At 66.3% G+C, this 14,134-nt stretch carries 17 protein-coding genes; 11 read left to right on the top strand and 6 right to left on the bottom strand.

The window, feature by feature from the left end:
- Positions 1 to 30 precede the first annotated feature (30 nt).
- The gene (locus tag MRUB_RS00130) at positions 31 to 513 is read left to right on the top strand and encodes a tRNA (cytidine(34)-2'-O)-methyltransferase (protein ID WP_013012326.1); all 483 of its coding nucleotides are present in this window, start codon (positions 31 to 33) and stop codon (positions 511 to 513) included.
- Here the strand turns inward: MRUB_RS00130 and MRUB_RS00135 are convergent.
- Positions 506 to 1,573, bottom strand: coding sequence for a [LysW]-lysine hydrolase (locus tag MRUB_RS00135; RefSeq protein ID WP_013012327.1), 1,068 nt, complete (start codon positions 1,571 to 1,573; stop codon positions 506 to 508). The two genes, MRUB_RS00130 and MRUB_RS00135, sit on opposite strands and share 8 nt — an antisense overlap.
- Positions 1,574 to 1,736: 163 nt before the next feature.
- Here MRUB_RS00135 and MRUB_RS00140 point away from each other — a divergent pair, with 163 nt between their 5' ends.
- Positions 1,737 to 1,976, top strand: a complete 240-nt coding sequence (locus MRUB_RS00140; RefSeq protein ID WP_013012328.1) for a ferredoxin — start codon at positions 1,737 to 1,739, stop codon at positions 1,974 to 1,976.
- Between the two features lie 47 nt (positions 1,977 to 2,023).
- On the opposite strand, the gene MRUB_RS00145 is transcribed toward MRUB_RS00140, so the two are convergent.
- Complete coding sequence (locus tag MRUB_RS00145) at positions 2,024 to 3,307, bottom strand: MFS transporter (RefSeq protein WP_013012329.1); 1,284 nt, start codon at positions 3,305 to 3,307, stop codon at positions 2,024 to 2,026.
- Positions 3,308 to 3,598: 291 nt separating this feature from the next.
- Between MRUB_RS00145 and MRUB_RS00150 the strand changes: the two genes are divergently transcribed.
- The 3 genes from MRUB_RS00150 (at position 3,599) to MRUB_RS00160 (ending at position 6,259) form a co-directional block, all read left to right on the top strand.
- Positions 3,599 to 4,024 carry a hypothetical protein gene (locus MRUB_RS00150; RefSeq protein WP_013012330.1) on the top strand — a complete coding sequence of 142 codons (426 nt, stop codon included), beginning with the start codon at positions 3,599 to 3,601 and terminating at the stop codon, positions 4,022 to 4,024.
- Between the two features lie 268 nt (positions 4,025 to 4,292).
- Positions 4,293 to 4,967, top strand: a complete 675-nt coding sequence (locus MRUB_RS00155; protein WP_015586593.1) for a response regulator transcription factor — start codon at positions 4,293 to 4,295, stop codon at positions 4,965 to 4,967.
- 20 nt (positions 4,968 to 4,987) lie between these two features.
- Positions 4,988 to 6,259: a sensor histidine kinase gene (locus MRUB_RS00160; RefSeq protein ID WP_013012332.1), complete on the top strand. Its 1,272-nt coding sequence runs from the start codon at positions 4,988 to 4,990 to the stop codon at positions 6,257 to 6,259.
- On the opposite strand, the gene MRUB_RS00165 is transcribed toward MRUB_RS00160, so the two are convergent.
- Together MRUB_RS00165 and MRUB_RS00170 are read right to left on the bottom strand one after the other, a co-directional pair.
- Positions 6,247 to 7,587 (bottom strand): sensor histidine kinase, encoded by a 1,341-nt coding sequence (locus MRUB_RS00165; protein WP_013012333.1) that lies wholly within the window; start codon positions 7,585 to 7,587, stop codon positions 6,247 to 6,249. The two genes, MRUB_RS00160 and MRUB_RS00165, sit on opposite strands and share 13 nt — an antisense overlap.
- Positions 7,584 to 8,246 carry a response regulator transcription factor gene (locus MRUB_RS00170; protein ID WP_013012334.1) on the bottom strand — a complete coding sequence of 221 codons (663 nt, stop codon included), beginning with the start codon at positions 8,244 to 8,246 and terminating at the stop codon, positions 7,584 to 7,586. The genes MRUB_RS00165 and MRUB_RS00170 overlap by 4 nt, the downstream gene beginning before the upstream one ends.
- A gap of 169 nt (positions 8,247 to 8,415) precedes the next feature.
- Here MRUB_RS00170 and MRUB_RS00175 point away from each other — a divergent pair, with 169 nt between their 5' ends.
- The 6 genes from MRUB_RS00175 (at position 8,416) to MRUB_RS00200 (ending at position 12,192) form a co-directional block, all read left to right on the top strand.
- Entirely contained in the window at positions 8,416 to 8,880 is a 465-nt protein-coding gene (locus tag MRUB_RS00175; RefSeq protein ID WP_013012335.1) for a hypothetical protein, read from the top strand.
- Between the two features lie 110 nt (positions 8,881 to 8,990).
- On the top strand, positions 8,991 to 9,251 hold the full coding sequence (locus MRUB_RS00180) for an SHOCT domain-containing protein (protein ID WP_013012336.1): 261 nt from the start codon (positions 8,991 to 8,993) through the stop codon (positions 9,249 to 9,251).
- 95 nt (positions 9,252 to 9,346) lie between these two features.
- Positions 9,347 to 10,060 (top strand): intradiol ring-cleavage dioxygenase, encoded by a 714-nt coding sequence (locus MRUB_RS00185; protein WP_013012337.1) that lies wholly within the window; start codon positions 9,347 to 9,349, stop codon positions 10,058 to 10,060.
- An 80-nt stretch (positions 10,061 to 10,140) separates the two neighbouring features.
- Entirely contained in the window at positions 10,141 to 11,049 is a 909-nt protein-coding gene (locus MRUB_RS00190; RefSeq protein WP_013012338.1) for an FAD:protein FMN transferase, read from the top strand.
- Positions 11,046 to 11,582: a DUF2271 domain-containing protein gene (locus tag MRUB_RS00195; RefSeq protein WP_013012339.1), complete on the top strand. Its 537-nt coding sequence runs from the start codon at positions 11,046 to 11,048 to the stop codon at positions 11,580 to 11,582. The genes MRUB_RS00190 and MRUB_RS00195 overlap by 4 nt, the downstream gene beginning before the upstream one ends.
- A complete protein-coding gene (locus tag MRUB_RS00200; RefSeq protein ID WP_013012340.1) occupies positions 11,566 to 12,192 on the top strand; it encodes a PepSY-associated TM helix domain-containing protein in 627 nt (208 codons plus the stop codon). The genes MRUB_RS00195 and MRUB_RS00200 overlap by 17 nt, the downstream gene beginning before the upstream one ends.
- On the opposite strand, the gene MRUB_RS00205 is transcribed toward MRUB_RS00200, so the two are convergent.
- Complete coding sequence (locus MRUB_RS00205) at positions 12,182 to 13,894, bottom strand: glycoside hydrolase family 125 protein (RefSeq protein ID WP_013012341.1); 1,713 nt, start codon at positions 13,892 to 13,894, stop codon at positions 12,182 to 12,184. The two genes, MRUB_RS00200 and MRUB_RS00205, sit on opposite strands and share 11 nt — an antisense overlap.
- Positions 13,895 to 13,902: 8 nt before the next feature.
- On the bottom strand, positions 13,903 to 14,094 hold the full coding sequence (locus MRUB_RS00210) for a hypothetical protein (protein WP_013012342.1): 192 nt from the start codon (positions 14,092 to 14,094) through the stop codon (positions 13,903 to 13,905).
- Between the last annotated feature and the right edge of the window lie 40 nt (positions 14,095 to 14,134).

Below are 14,134 nucleotides of genomic sequence, written 5' to 3' on the forward strand. Positions count from 1 at the left end.
CGGGCCAACCCAACCCGATAAATTCGGGCTATGTTCAAGGTGGTGCTTTACCAACCCGAAATTCCCCAGAACGCCGGCAACATCGCCCGTACCTGCGCGGCCACCGGGGCCGAGCTGCACCTGATTCGCCCGCTGGGCTTCCAGTGGAACAGCGCCAAACTGCGGCGGGCCGGGCTGGATTACTGGCCCGAGGTAGATTACGTTTTGCACGACTCCTGGAGGGCTTTCCTGGAAACCCTGCCCCCGGATGGCCGGATCTGGGCCTTTAGCAGCAAGGTGTCACGGCTGTACACCGAGGTGCGCTACCAACCCGGCGATTACCTTTTGTTTGGGCCGGAAAGCCGCGGGCTCCCCAGCGAGGTATTAGAGCGCTTTCCCGGTGTGACCATTCCTATGCCGGGCAGGGGCGGGCGCTCGCTTAACCTGGCGGTGGCGGTGGGGGTGGGGCTGTACGAGGCGCTGAGGCAGGTAGGATGGGGCTTCCGGGCCGCCCGAAACCTTGGCGCTACTTAGCCAGCCGGGTGAGTGCGAAGCGCAGCGCCTCGATGGCTTTCAGGAACTCGGGGATTTCCAGGTGTTCGTTGGGGGTGTGGTCGAGGGTGGAGTCCCCCGGCCCGTAGGCCACCATCGGCACCTTCCAGTGCGGGGCCACAATGTTCATGTCCGAGGTACCGGTTTTGTACTTGAACACCGGCTCGCCCCCGGCCTGGCGGATGCCGATGCGCAGGGCGCGGGTGAGGGGGGTGTCCTTGGGGCCCACATAGGGCACCTCGCGCCCGGAGAAGTCGAGATCCAGAACCGGCGGGGCGTAGGCCGAAAGATGCCGGACGGCCTCCTCGACCGAGAGGCGGGGCGGGAGGCGCAGGTCGAACTTCATCTCGGCGAGCTGGCGGGTGTCGGGGTGCTCAATGCGGAAGTCGCGCAGGTTGTACTGCACCTGGTTGAAGGGCCCCTGGCCGCTGTTCATGGCCTCGGCCCAGGCCTTGATGCTCACGAAGTAGCTGATGAGCTCCTCGGCAGCGTTGGGCTCGTGGTGAGCCGAGTGGAAGTTATCCTTCTCGCGGCGCACCCGTACCAGCAGGCGGCCCTTGTAGCCCAGGGTGATGCCCTGCCAGCTCGAGGGTTCCCCAATCACCACGTAATCGGGCTTGAGCTTGTCCACCACGTAGCGGGCGCCCTTGGAGCTGGGCACCTCTTCCTCGGTGGCGCCCACCAGGTGGATGGTGAGCTTCTGCAAGACCTCCGGCGGGAGGCTGGCGGCAGCCAGAATGAAGGTTACGAAGGGCCCCTTGGCGTCCACCGAGCCGCGGCCAAACAGCTTCTGGCCCTCGAGGCGCACCGGTACCTCGCCGGGCACGGTGTCGATGTGACCCAGAAGCACCACCTGCACCGGCCCCGTGCCAATCTGACCGCGGGCGTTGTCGGCTTCGTCCACCCAGGCTTTGGTAAAGCCCAACCTTCGCATGCCCTCGGCCAGGTATTGGGCTACCGCGCGCTCCTGCCCCGAGACCGAGGGGATCTCCAGGGCGCCTTTCAAAAACTCAACGGGGTCTAGGCTCAGGCCAGTATTCATAACAGTTTCGCTGGTCTTGCGGGCCTTTTGCAGGCCAAACGCTTTTAGAATAGCACCTGTGGGTGGCGTGGGGCCTCTTGACTTCTTGCAAAATTCCTTAGAATAAAGACCAGTTTGGCGGCTCTGTCCATCTGCCCAAGCCCAACCAACGGAGGAAAAAGCCATGCCCCACGTGATTGTTGAACCCTGCATCGGCACCAAGGACAAGTCCTGTGTCGAAGTCTGCCCGGTGGAGTGCATCTACGACGGCGGTGACCAGTTCTACATCCACCCCGACGAGTGCATTGACTGCGGGGCCTGTGTGCCGGCCTGCCCGGTCTCGGCCATCTACCCCGAGGAAGACGTGCCCGAGCAGTGGCAGGACTACATCGCCAAAAACCGCAAGCTGGCGGGACTCGAGTAGATCCTTTTGCTTCGACGGGCCGGGGCAACCCCCGGCCCTGGTTTTTTTCAAGCATCAGATGCCTTGTTTTCGACGGACGACGGGGGCTCTGCTGTCGACTCCAGCAGGGCCCTTCGTTTATCGCGCCGGATGCGCCACCCCAGGTAGTACACCGCCACCATCCGCAGCCCCATGGAAGCCAGAATGGGCAGGTGGTAGGGACTGGGAAAGAGCTGGTGATTTTTGTGCAGGTTGCCCAGCGCCCCGCCCAGCAAAGAGCCCAGCATGCCCCCCACCGCGTAGGCCGTCCAGTACCAGGCCAGGTAGAGGTTGCGTTTTTGCGGTGGCGCGCTTTGCAAGGCCACGTTGGTCAGGGCGGTGCCGATTCCACCCCAGGCCACCGCATCAAAGACCGCAGCCAGCCAGATGGTCTCGAGGCGGCCTGGCCCACCGGCCAGCCACAAAGGGGGCAGCACCAGGGCGGCCACGCTGCTGCTGAACAACAACACCTGCCAGTGCCCAATCCGGTCGGCCAGCCGACCCCACAAGGGGCTCAGCACCAGCCCACAGCTTGCGGCGATCACCGTCCAGAGGCCCACCTGGGTAAAGCTCATGCGGGCGTACTCGAGGAAGAGCGGAAACACGAAGGGCCCTCCCACGCTCACCGCGCCCAAAAACAGCACCACAAACCCCAAAAAGCCCCGGAAGCGCCGGTCGGAGAGAGGCTGGATGTACTCGGCCAGGCGGGGCGGGCTGCTGGTCATGGGCGGTTCAAACTGCCGTCGCAGGATGAAGGTGGCCCCCACCCCGGCCCCCACCGCCAGGCCCAGCACCAGCAGGAACCCCCAGGGTTTGCCCAGGGCGTCAATCAGGGCGCCAGCGGCCAGGTTGCCCAGGGTGCCCACCAGGCCCAGCAGCCCGTTGCGCAGCCCAAAGTAGCGGCCCCGTAGTTGATCTGGCACCAGGTCGGCCATCCAGCTTGTCCACAGCACGCTAACTGGAGCCAGGATGAGCTGTGAGAGGGCGGCAATGGTCAAAAGGCCTGGTATGCGCCAGGCTTCGGGCATCAACGGCACGAACAGAGCCAGCACGAACAGCCCGCGTCCGAACACCGAGAGGTTGGCGCTCAGATCCTTCCGGCTGCCCCGAAAAAACAGGGCCAGCGGCGCGGCCATCTGTCCGACCATGGGCAGCGCCCCCAGGATGGCCAGGGCCACCGGGGGCGCCCCCAGCCACAGCGCATAGCCGGTCATGACCATGCCGGTGCTCCAGTTGATGAATAGAATCGCGAGCACGCCCTCCCAGATGGCTAGGATTTGCGAGCGACGCGGTTCACCAGGGGGCGGTGTCACGAGAGTCCATTATTGACCTGGGGGTCAGTTTTGCAAAGGGCGTCCTTATCGCACCAACCCGGGGGAGGGGCTCGGCTGGGTAGCCAGAAGAAGGGGGTGAGAACTGCCCGAATGGTCTGGATATGTATTTTGCGTGAAGCCATGGGTTGGTTTATTGCTCCAGAACGGCAAATTTTTTGATGGCCGACTTAATGCTGTCTACACACGAGCCACCCGGTTCTTACACACCCCTCGCGCATACTTCCTTTCAGGAACGGGCCCAGGCCCTTCCGAGATCGAAAGGAGAACAGTATGAAGAAGTCCATCCTGATTGCTAGCCTCACTGCTCTGGCCCTTAGCTTTGCTACTGCACAAGATGTGCGCATTGACCAGGGCGATCCCTCGGCGGTTCTGGTGCAATGGGTCAGCTTGCTGCCCCAGGAGGTGCAGTTGGACGCCTTGAGCCAGGGCCAGGCCCGGCTGCTCTACGATGCCCTGAGCGGCCTGTCCTATGCTTTTACGCCGGCCCAGGCGCAGGAGGTGGTGCAGGCCATACGCCAGGCTTTGCCCCAGGATGAGGTGCAGGCCCTCGAGCGCGCCGCGGCTCAGACCGCCAGCCTCAGCGACTCGGACAAGGAAGCGCTGGTCTATTTCTCCGGAGCCCAGTTTGAGGACAGCCTGCGGACAGCCCTGGCCCAACTCTCGGTGGCGGTTACCCCAGACTACTCAGGCGAATAACCGGGTTTATACGCCTTTCGGTAGTATCGTTTAGGCTTGTCAAAGTGAACGATACTACCGTAATGCTTTTCTACTCCCTTCGGTCGGCTTGAACCCTTCACCCCTGACTGCGTCCAAAGCTGAAGGATTCAAGCGGAAACGGTATTATTCAGACCGAAGACCCTCAGTTTTGGGGGTCTTTTTCAAATCTACATAAAGGCCACCCGAATCCTTCACAGGGCTCTGCCAGGCTATACCCATGTCGTCCACAGCCGATACACTGGATTCGATGGCGCTGGTACTGGTGGTGGAAGACGAGCCGGAGATCGCTGAGATTCTGGAAGGTTACCTGCGCCGGGAGGGGTTCCGCACCGAGCGGGCCTCCGATGGCCGGCAGGCCCTGAACCTGGTGCGAGCGGCCCGGCCCGACCTGGTGCTGCTGGACATCATGCTGCCGGAGATGGACGGCCTCGAGGTGCTGCGCCGCATCCGCAGCAGCGGCCACACCCCGGTGATCCTGGTGACGGCCCGCACCGAGGATCTGGACAAGCTGCTGGGCTTAGAGCTGGGGGCCGACGACTACGTGACCAAGCCCTTCAGCCCGCGCGAGGTGGTGGCCCGGGTCAAGGCGGTGCTGCGGCGGGTGGTGCTGGCCGAGGCCCCTAAAGAGGTTCTGCGGGTGGGGCCGCTGGAGATTGATAGCGAGAAGGTGGTGGCCCGGCTGGGCGGGGTGCGCCTCGAGCTCACCCCCACCGAGTTTCGCCTGCTGGAAGCCCTGGCCCGCACCCCCGGCAAGGCCTTCAGCCGGGCCGAGCTGCTGGAGGCCGCCCTGCCCGACTCGGACGCGCTGGAGCGGGTGGTGGACGTGCACCTCAAGAACCTGCGCAGGAAGCTCGAGGCCGCTGGGGGCGCGGGACTTCTGGAGACCGTGCGGGGGGTGGGGTACCGGCTCTGGACGGAATAGGCGCGCCCCCCTGAAAACCTATGCGCTTTTTCAATCGTATCGAGGTTCGACTAAGCCTGCTGATGGCGCTGGTGGTGGTGGCGACCAGCCTGCTCACGGTGGGTCTCAACACCTACCAGCGCGAGCGCACCTTCCGGGAGCTGCCCGCCGAGGTGCGCGATATCCTGCGGCGCAGCGATAGCCGCCTGCCGGCGCTGGGTTTCCCTTCGGAGCTGCGCGATGTGCTGCTTTCCGGCCAGGAGATTCGCGTGCGGCTCGAGCCCAACCCCGACCCTGAGAACCCCAACCCGGTCTTTGTGCTGAGCCTGCCCGATGGTTCGGGCACCGAGATTCGGGTGCAGCCGCCGCCCCGCCTGCGGCGGCCCAACCTGGAGACCCGGTTGCAGCAGAACCTGCTGATTGCGAGCCTGGCCGCGACCGGCCTGGGGGTGCTGCTGGCGCTGATCTTTGCCCGGCGGATTGCGCGGCCCATCGAGGCCATTTCCGATGCCGCAGGCCGCCTGGCCCAGGGCGACCTCAAGGCCCGGGTGGGCCCCCAGCCGGGCGAGGACGAGGTGGCCCGGCTGGCCCGCAACTTCGACCAGATGGCCGAGGCTTTGGAGCGGCTCGAGGCCGAGCGCCGGGCCATGATTGCCGATATTGCCCACGAGCTGCGCACCCCCCTCACGGTGATGCAGGGCCGCCTCGAGGCCATCCAGGATGGGGTCATGCCCCTGGAGATGAGCGAGGTAGACCGGCTGCACCAGCAGGCCCGGCTGCTCTCGCGCCTGGTTGAAGACCTGCGCACCCTTTCGCTGGCCGATGCGGGGCGGCTCAACCTGACCTTGCAGCCCCTCAACCTGGCTGAGCTGGCCGACCGGATGGCCGACACCTTTCAGGCGGCTCTGGAGGCCAAGCGGATTACGCTCGAGCGGCGGCTGCCCGAAGGGCCCGTCCTGGTGCGGGCCGATTCTGACCGGCTGGCCCAGGTGATCGGGAACCTGCTCTCCAACGCCCTGGGTCACACCCCGGCCGGGGGGTGGATTGGGCTCGAGGTGGCCGCCGAGGCTGCGCAGGCCCGCTTGCGGGTGCTGGACAGCGGCCCGGGCATCCCCGCGGAAGCCCTGAACAAGGTCTTCGACCGTTTCTACCGGGCCGAGGCCTCGCGCTCCAGGGCCACCGGCGGCAGCGGGCTGGGGCTCTCCATCGTCAAGGCCCTGGTGGAGCTGCACAAAGGAACGGTGACGGCCCGCAACCGTCCCGAGGGCGGGGCAGTTTTCGAGGTGCGCCTGCCGCTTCATCAGGCCGGTTGAATCCGGATCCACAGCTCGGCTGCAAGCCCGCGGGGCTCGAGGTTCCTGAGCTCCAAGCGGCCCTCGTGTACCTGGGCTACCTGGGCCGCCACACTCAGGCCCAGGCCGTTGCCCGGCACCCGGGTGCCGGGGGCGCGGTAGAAGGGCTCGGCGGCCCGTTTGAGCACCTCGGGCGGCATGCCCGGCCCTTCGTCCTGTACCCGCAGAATGGCGAACCGGTGGTCGTCGGAGTGGGCCAGCTCGAGCCGCACCGGGGCCCCCGGGGCGTACTTCTGGGCGTTGGAGAGCAGGTTTTCCAGGGCCTGGCGCAGCAGAAAGGGGTCGCCGGAGGTTTCCAGGTGAAGGGGCCCCTGGTAGGGCACGCCCGCTTTTTGTGCGACCTCCTGGGCTAGCTGGGCCACGTCCAGCCCCACCCGCTGCCCCCGGCCCTCCCGCGCCAGGGTCAGGAGCGACTCGCTCAGGTGGGTCATGCGCTCCACCTCCTCCCGCACCACCGATAGGGTCTCCTCGGGCGAGGCCAGCCCCTGTTGCAGTGCGTCGAGCTGCAAGCGCAGCGAGGTCAGGGGGGTGCGCAGCTCGTGGGCAGCGTTGCGGGTGAACTCGGTCTCGCGTTGGCGGAAGGCCGAGAGCCGCTCGAGCATCTGGTTGAAGGTCTGGCTCAGGTGCAGGAGCTCCCCGCTGCCCTCGGCGGGCACCCGCAGGCTCAGGTCGCCCGAGTCGGCCACCCGGCGGGCGGCCTGCTGGAGGTGGCGCAGGGGCCGCAGGGCCGGCCCGCTTACCAGCCAGGCCACCCAGGCCCCCAGGAGTGCCACCACCAGGGCGGTGAACAGCACGGTCTGCTGGTAGCCGGCCAGGCTGGCCCGCACCTGGCTGGCCTCGAGCGCCCCCTGCAGGTAAAGTTCGGGGCCCAGGCGCACGCTACGGTAGAGCCAGTTCTGCTCGAGCCGGGCCTCGGGGCGGTTGTCCAGCGGTATTTCGTCGGGGAAACTCCCCCACTCCCGCAGCACCACCTGCCCCTGCACCAGCCGTGCATGGGCGATGGTGCCCACCGGCGCGGGGTTGGGAAGGGGAAGCGGGGGCGTGTTGTCGCGCAGGCGCTCCATCCACTCGGTGCCGGAATCGCCGTCCCGATCGCGCCTAAATAGCCGCGGGGGGCCCCGGCGGCCCTCGAGCTGGTCGGCGATGCGGGCCAGGTAGGCGTTCAGGTCGCGCTCGAGGTTGCCCATCTGCAAGCGCTCGAAGCTGGCGTACCCTAAAAACCCCTGCACCAGCAGGGCCAGGGCAATAGCCAGGGCGATAAACAGGGCCAGGCGCAGCCGCAGGCTCATGGCTCCACCCCCAGCCGGTAGCCCCCCGGCACCGTGCGCACCACGCGGCTATCCAGCTTGTTGCGCAGGTGGTGTACACACACCTTGACCACCCCGGTATCGGAGGCTTCCTCCCCCCAGATCAGGTCGAGCAGCTCCTCGGGGCTGTAGACCCGGCCCGGAAACAGGGCCAGCCGTTCCAGCAGCGCGTACTCCCGCCCGGATAGCTCCACCAGCCGCCCCTCCCAGCGCACGCTGCGGTCGGCGAGGTCGAGCTCGAGGGGGCCCAACTGCACCCGGCTTTGTTTGACCTCGCTCATCCGGCGCAGCAAAGCCCGCACCCGCGCCAGAAGCTCGGGCAGGTCGAAGGGTTTGACCACGTAGTCGTCACCGCCTTCGTCCAGACCCATCACCCGGTCGGCCAGGGCGTCGCGGGCGGTCATGAAGAGAATGGGGCCTTTGTAGCCGGCGGCGCGGGCTTCACGGGCCAGAATAAACCCCCCGTCCTCCGACTCGGGCAGGCGCACGTCCAGAATCATCAGGTCGGGCTCGGCCTCGGCCAGCAGCGCACGGGCCGTGGTCAGGTCGGGCGCATGGCGCACCTGGTGCCCCTGGGCCTCCAGCGCCCGCAGAACCGGGCGGGCGATGTTGGGCTCGTCTTCGACCAGCAAGAGCCGCATGCCTATAGCTTGCATTGTAGGGGTTATGGGTGGGTTATAGGTCAAAACTGCTTAGGCACGGGCTTCTTGTAGATGAGAGAGCCTCTCAGCGAGCCGTAACTGCTCCGTAACCGCCCTGCCCCAGACTTCTTCTCGGGAAAGCCAGAGGGCTTTCCGCAAGGAGGAGAGTATGAACAAAACGCTAAAAACCCTGTTGGTGGTCTCGAGCCTGGCGGTAGCGGGCGCCTTTGCCCAGCAAACCCCGGCGCCCCAGCCCACCCCGATGCAGCCCAGGGCCATGCAGCGCATGGCCGCGCCCAAGGGCCTGATTGGCAACCTGTACTGGAGCGCGGCCCAGTTCCTGGGGGTCACCCCCGCCGAGCTGGCGGTGCTGAGCGGTGGTACCAAGACCCTGGCCCAGGTGGCCACCGACCTCGGCAAGACCCCAGCGGCCCTCGAGGCGGCCCTGGTCACCGCCCGCAACCAGGCCATTGACCAGGCCGTGCAGGCCGGGCGGCTTACTGCCGAGCAGGCCAATACCCTCAAGGCCAGCAGCCAGGCTGTGGCCAAGGCCTTTGTGGCCCAGCCGGTGCAACTGCGCATGGGCCTGGGGGGCCGGGGTGACTGGGACGGCCCCCGGGGGCGGGGGCGCTAGGCCCTGTCCGGTGGTAGAAGTCGGGCGTGTGGTTGAAGCTTCGGCCACACGCCCTTACTACAAAAGCAGAGGCTTACCCGAAACCACTTTTTTGCGGTGGGAGGCGCAGTATGTGGATGATGGATTACCGTGGACGTTGGGATGGCTTTGGCTACTACGGCTTTGGCTGGATGGACGATGTGCTGTGGGCCCTGCTGTTGCTCGGACTGATTGCGCTGGTGGCGGTGCTGATTGTGCGACTGTTGCGCAGCCCCACCAATGGCAGCAAAGCGGCCCCCGACCGGGCCCTGGAGATCGCCCGCGAGCGCTATGCCAAAGGCGAGATCAGCCAGGCCGAGTTCGAGACCCTCAAGAAGAACCTGAGCGGATAGCAGCGGGCGGGATTCGCTGTGCAAAGGTGAACCCCGCCTTCCTAACCCGTTTGCCACCGTTTATCTAGAAAATGTTGGAAAAAAGGAGGGCCAAAATGGATAACGACGATAAACCGATTGGAACGATTCTGAACCGCCGTAAGGTGCTGGCCGCCCTGGGCCTGGGCGGGCTGGCCGGGGTGGGTGGGCTAATGAATGGACAGAGGGCCGCAGCCCAGAACAACGCCCTGCCTTCCTGCATTGTGCGCCCGGCCCTGACCGAGGGGCCCTACTTTGTGGATGTCCAGCTCAACCGCTCCGATATCCGCTCCGACCCCACCACGGGGGTGGTGAAGCCAGGGGTGCCCCTGAGCCTGCGCTTTGTGGTCTCGAGGGTCTCGGCCAGCGGATGCACCCCACTGCCGGGGGCCATGGTGGACATCTGGCAGTGCGACGCCCAGGGCCTCTACTCCGGGGTACAGGATCGCTTCGCCGACACCCGCGGGCAGAAGTGGCTGCGCGGCTACCAGATTACCGATGCCCAGGGGGTGGCCCAGTTCACCACCATCTACCCCGGCTGGTATCCGGGCCGCACCGTGCACATCCACTTCAAAATTCGCTACCAGAACCGCGACTTCACCTCGCAGCTCTTCTTCGACGATGCCCTGAGCGACCGCATTTTTGCCAACCCGCCCTATGTGAAAACGGGCACCCGCACCCGCAACGCCAACGACAGCATCTACCGCAACGGGGGGAGCCAGCTTTTGCTCAACCTGACCCAGAGCGGGCAGGGCTATGCCGCTACCTTTGATATTGGACTGAACCTCTAGCCTTCACCAAAACTCCATCCTTTTTTTACGCAAACCTTATGCCGCACGGGGATACTTCCCCGCGGAAAGGAGAACCCGTGATGCCGCTGGCCCTGTTCAAACCGCGCCCGTACCGGCACCAGGCCCACTACGAGGGGGTGCTGGGCACGACCCTGACCCTTCAGGTGCGCGCCCGGGGTTCGCAGCAAGCCCGCGCCGCCGAGGCCGCCGTTCTGGCTGAGATCGATCGCCTCGAGCGCATCTTCAGTAGCTTTTCGCCCGAATCCGAGTTCGCGCGCTGGCAGGCCCAGGGCGTAGCCCAGCTTTCGCCCGAGCTCCAGGCCTTGCTGCGCGCCGCCGAGGGCTGGATGGCCCACACCCACGGGGCCTTTAACCCGGCGGCTGCGGCCATCCAGGCTTTATACAGGCAAAACCCCGAGCCCGCCGAGGGCGAACTCGAGGCCCTGCGCCGGGCCCTCCAGGGCCCCTTGTGGCGGCTGGAGGGCCGCACGGCCCACAAGCTCACCGCGCTGCCCCTCACCCTCAACGCCCTGGCCAAAGGGCATATCGCCGACCGCGCGGCCCAGGCCGCGGTGGCCCAGGGGGCCGAAGAGGTGCTGCTCAACCTGGGCGGGGAGATCCGGCATATCGGGTCGCAGCCGGTGCGGGTTGCGGTGGCCAACCCCTGGGCTGGGGCCGACAACGCCCTGCCGCTGGCCCGCCTCACGATCTGCAGCCAGGGGGTGGCCACCAGCGGGCGCTCGCAGCGGGGAGCGCATCTGTTCGACCCCCGCACGGCCCGGCCTGCCACCCAGGTGGTGCAGGCCACGGTGGTGGCCCCAGACGCGGCCACCGCCGATGTGCTGGCCACGGCTTTCTGTGTGCTCGAGCCCATGCTCAGCCTGGCCCTGGCCGAGGTATTTGGGGTGGGCTGCTTATTGGTGGAGGCCAACGGGCGCACCCACACCAACCCCCGCTTTGCACAAGAAGAAACCGAGGTGACCCGATGAAGCGTTCCTTGATCAGCCGTCGAAACTTTATACACCGCAGCATTGGCCTGGTGCTTACCCTGTGGGCCGGCCAAAGCCTGGCCCAGACTCGCTGGGCCGGCATGAAGCTGGACATTACCTTCGAGTTTGTGGGGAACGGTTTTCGCTACCGCCCGCCCTATGTGGCGGTCTGGCTCGAGGACGCCCAGGGCCTGCCGGTGCGCACCCTGGCGGTCTGGTTTGAGCAGTCCCGCAAGGGCCCGCGCTGGCTCAACGAACTCCGGCGCTGGTACCGCAGCAATGAGCCCACCGAGGCCGTCTCGGGCCCCACCCGGATGCCGGGGCGCTACACCCTGAGCTGGGACGGCAAGGACGACAAGGGCAACCTGGTTAATCAGGGTGACTATTACGTGTGCGTTGAGCTGGTGCGCGAGCATGGCCCCTACGAGCTGTTCCGCGAAAAAGTCATCCTGGCCCAGACCCCCTTCAAGCGCAGCTACAACGTGGCCGGCGAGCTTAAGGAGGTGAGCCTTTCCTATGACCGGCAGGGTTAGGATGCCAGTGGAAAAAGCGCAGAAACCACTGCGCTCGAGGGTTTATGCCCTGGCCCGCTGGCTGCACCTCTACGCTTCTATGTTGAGCCTGCTGGTGGTGCTGTTTTTTGCCGCTACCGGCATCACCCTCAACCACCCCGAGTGGGTATTTGGCAATACCCAGACCATCCACACCTACCAGGGCACCCTGCCCCAGGGCTGGCAGCAAGGGGGCGAGATCAACTGGCTCAAAGCCGCCGAGGCCTTGCGGGCTGCCCACGGCCTGAGGGGTCGGGTGAACGATACCCGCGCCGACGACCAGGAGGCTTCCATCAGCTTCCGCGCCCCCGGCTATGCCGCCGATGCCTTCATTAGCCGGGCCGACGGCAGCTATACCCTCAAGGTGGTGGCCCAGGGGCCGGTAGCCGTCCTGAACGATCTGCACCGCGGGCGCGATGCTGGCCCGGCCTGGGCCTGGCTGATTGACCTCTCGGGCGGGTTTTTGTTGCTGGTGGCGCTTACGGGCTTCGTGCTCTCGCTGTACTTCCGCAAAACCCGCAGCGCGGCCTTGACCGTGGCGTTGACGGGCCTTGGTGTTCTGTTGCTTCTGACCTGGCTGGCTATACGGTAGCCCCTTTGGGGTCTTTGCCCGCGGCCAGCGCGTAGGCAATAAAACCGGCCAGCGCAGCAAACCCCACCCCGGTGCGGGCCTGGCCGGTCTCGGGGTCGAAGGACTCGCAGGCGTAGCCCTGATCGAGGGGGGCCTGCTCGAGGATCATGAGCGCGTCCCCTGCCGGCCGCATCAGCCCCGAGAGAATCCGGTTGGCCAGGCCAAAGCCCGAGGGAAAGGGAAAATGGGCCGAGCCCTCGCCGGGGAAGCGCCCTTTGTAGTGGTGGGGGTTGTCGCTTCCCAGAATCCACAGCGCAGTGGCCTGCCAGATGGGGTCCTGGCGGCTGCAAAAGCCCAGGTGCGGGAGCAGCAGCAGGCTGCCCGCGGGTTCGTCGGCGAAGGTGTGGGGGCCCCCCGGCTCAAAGCTGAAAACGAAGCGTCCGTTGCGCTCGGCCTGGCGGTAGAGGGTCTCGCGGATGGCCCGGGCCTCGAGCCTGAGCGCCTCGGCCTCCGGCCAGAAGGGGGCCAGCCGTTCCAGCGCCACGCACCACAGCGCGTTGTCGTAGGTCAGGTAGGGCTCCCTGACCGGGTCGTCGGTGGGGGAGAGGAAGGTGCGGTAGAGGGTGAGGGAGGGGTGCTTTTCCTCGGCCACCCGCGCCAACACCCAGGCCAGGGGTTCGCGCAGCTCGGCCACCAGCTCGGGGTTGGGGCCGGTGGCCTCGAGGTAGCGGGCCAGGGCCAGGGGGTAGGCCGCGGCCTGGTCGAGCTCGAAGCCGGGATACAGGGGCGGCCCGCCCAGGTACTGGGCGTGCTCCCCCGGCCAGCGGGCGTAGCGCTGGAAAACCGCTTTCAGCACCGCCCTTGCCCGTTTGCGGTCGGCCTTGAGCAGGGCCGGAAAAAACCACAAAAGCGCGTCGCGGGCCCAGTAGGCCCCCGAGACGTAGTAGTGGGGGCTCCTCGAGGTGAGCACCACGGGCTCGCCCTCCAGGGTGTCGGCCTGGGCGTAGAAATAACTGAAAATCAGATGCCGCCGGTAGACCTCGTAAAGAGGGCCAGCGTAATTGGTGCTCAGCAGGGCCAGTTTGTGCAGGGTTTTGCGCAGCAGGTTTTCCCAGCCCACCCGCCGCAGGTGCAGGGCGGTGGTGCGGGCCCCGTCAGCCTCGGGGGCCAGGCCCAGGTAGAGCGTGACCGGGCCGGCGTCCCACTCGAGCACGAACTGCAGGCCCCAATCTATGTGGCGCGGCGGGGGGTCGGCCTGCAGGCCCAGGGCCAGCAACGTACGCTCGGCGCGGGCTTCCAGCACATGGCTCCCCGTCCAGGTATCGTGCCCGCTGCGAAAAAGGCAGTCGAGCGGCTCCTCCCGGAAGCGCCGCAGGCCCAGGTACTCCAAATTGCCGGCCACTTGAATGGGCCCCGGCAGGCGGGGTTCGATGTGCAGGGCCACCCCCCGTTCACCGTAGGGGGCCAGCAGCGTGACCGTGAGGTGCTCGTTCTCCCAACAGGGAATCCAGTCCGCGAGGCGCGAGAGCTGCCAGCCCTGCCCGGATACTTCCAGAAGCGGCGCCCCCACCCAGTCCAGCAGGCCATTGAGCCCCAGGGAGGCCACCCCAATGCGCGCAATCGAGGGGGCTTTGGGGCTGGCTTCTAGGTGCACCTCGAGGTTCCCGGTGGGCAGGTGCTCGGGGGGTGCGTCCAGGATGGGGGCGGGCGTCATCAGCTCCATAAGGCGGCTCACTGCTTCTTGAGGTTATCGAAGTAGACCCAGATAAAGTACAGCGCTAGCAACACCAAGAGCACAAACAACGCCGTCACGATGCCCCGCAGCCAGTCGGCGAACATCACGCCCACCAGCACCCCTGCAGCAAAGCTGACCAGATGCGTGCGGTACTGCCGCTGTATCCTGCGGCCCAGGCTTTCCTTCATCCAGTCCAGATTACCAGGAAACCCATCCTATCGCGCTTCC

The organism is Meiothermus ruber DSM 1279 (assembly GCF_000024425.1).
Lineage (GTDB): Bacteria > Deinococcota > Deinococci > Deinococcales > Thermaceae > Meiothermus > Meiothermus ruber.

What these genes read in the sequence shown, in the direction of transcription:
- MRUB_RS00190 (WP_013012338.1), top strand. Translation starts at nt 10,141, where the DNA reads ATGCCGCTGGCCCTGTTCAAACCGCGCCCGTACCGGCACCAGGCCCAC.
- MRUB_RS00150 (WP_013012330.1), top strand. Translation starts at nt 3,599, where the DNA reads ATGAAGAAGTCCATCCTGATTGCTAGCCTCACTGCTCTGGCCCTTAGC.
- MRUB_RS00140 (WP_013012328.1), top strand. Translation starts at nt 1,737, where the DNA reads ATGCCCCACGTGATTGTTGAACCCTGCATCGGCACCAAGGACAAGTCC.
- MRUB_RS00185 (WP_013012337.1), top strand. Translation starts at nt 9,347, where the DNA reads ATGGATAACGACGATAAACCGATTGGAACGATTCTGAACCGCCGTAAG.
- MRUB_RS00155 (WP_015586593.1), top strand. Translation starts at nt 4,293, where the DNA reads ATGGCGCTGGTACTGGTGGTGGAAGACGAGCCGGAGATCGCTGAGATT.
- MRUB_RS00195 (WP_013012339.1), top strand. Translation starts at nt 11,046, where the DNA reads ATGAAGCGTTCCTTGATCAGCCGTCGAAACTTTATACACCGCAGCATT.
- MRUB_RS00175 (WP_013012335.1), top strand. Translation starts at nt 8,416, where the DNA reads ATGAACAAAACGCTAAAAACCCTGTTGGTGGTCTCGAGCCTGGCGGTA.
- MRUB_RS00160 (WP_013012332.1), top strand. Translation starts at nt 4,988, where the DNA reads ATGCGCTTTTTCAATCGTATCGAGGTTCGACTAAGCCTGCTGATGGCG.
- MRUB_RS00135 (WP_013012327.1), bottom strand. Translation starts at nt 1,573, where the DNA reads ATGAATACTGGCCTGAGCCTAGACCCCGTTGAGTTTTTGAAAGGCGCC.
- MRUB_RS00170 (WP_013012334.1), bottom strand. Translation starts at nt 8,246, where the DNA reads ATGCGGCTCTTGCTGGTCGAAGACGAGCCCAACATCGCCCGCCCGGTT.
- MRUB_RS00130 (WP_013012326.1), top strand. Translation starts at nt 31, where the DNA reads ATGTTCAAGGTGGTGCTTTACCAACCCGAAATTCCCCAGAACGCCGGC.
- MRUB_RS00210 (WP_013012342.1), bottom strand. Translation starts at nt 14,094, where the DNA reads ATGAAGGAAAGCCTGGGCCGCAGGATACAGCGGCAGTACCGCACGCAT.
- MRUB_RS00200 (WP_013012340.1), top strand. Translation starts at nt 11,566, where the DNA reads ATGACCGGCAGGGTTAGGATGCCAGTGGAAAAAGCGCAGAAACCACTG.
- MRUB_RS00165 (WP_013012333.1), bottom strand. Translation starts at nt 7,587, where the DNA reads ATGAGCCTGCGGCTGCGCCTGGCCCTGTTTATCGCCCTGGCTATTGCC.
- MRUB_RS00205 (WP_013012341.1), bottom strand. Translation starts at nt 13,894, where the DNA reads ATGGAGCTGATGACGCCCGCCCCCATCCTGGACGCACCCCCCGAGCAC.
- MRUB_RS00180 (WP_013012336.1), top strand. Translation starts at nt 8,991, where the DNA reads ATGTGGATGATGGATTACCGTGGACGTTGGGATGGCTTTGGCTACTAC.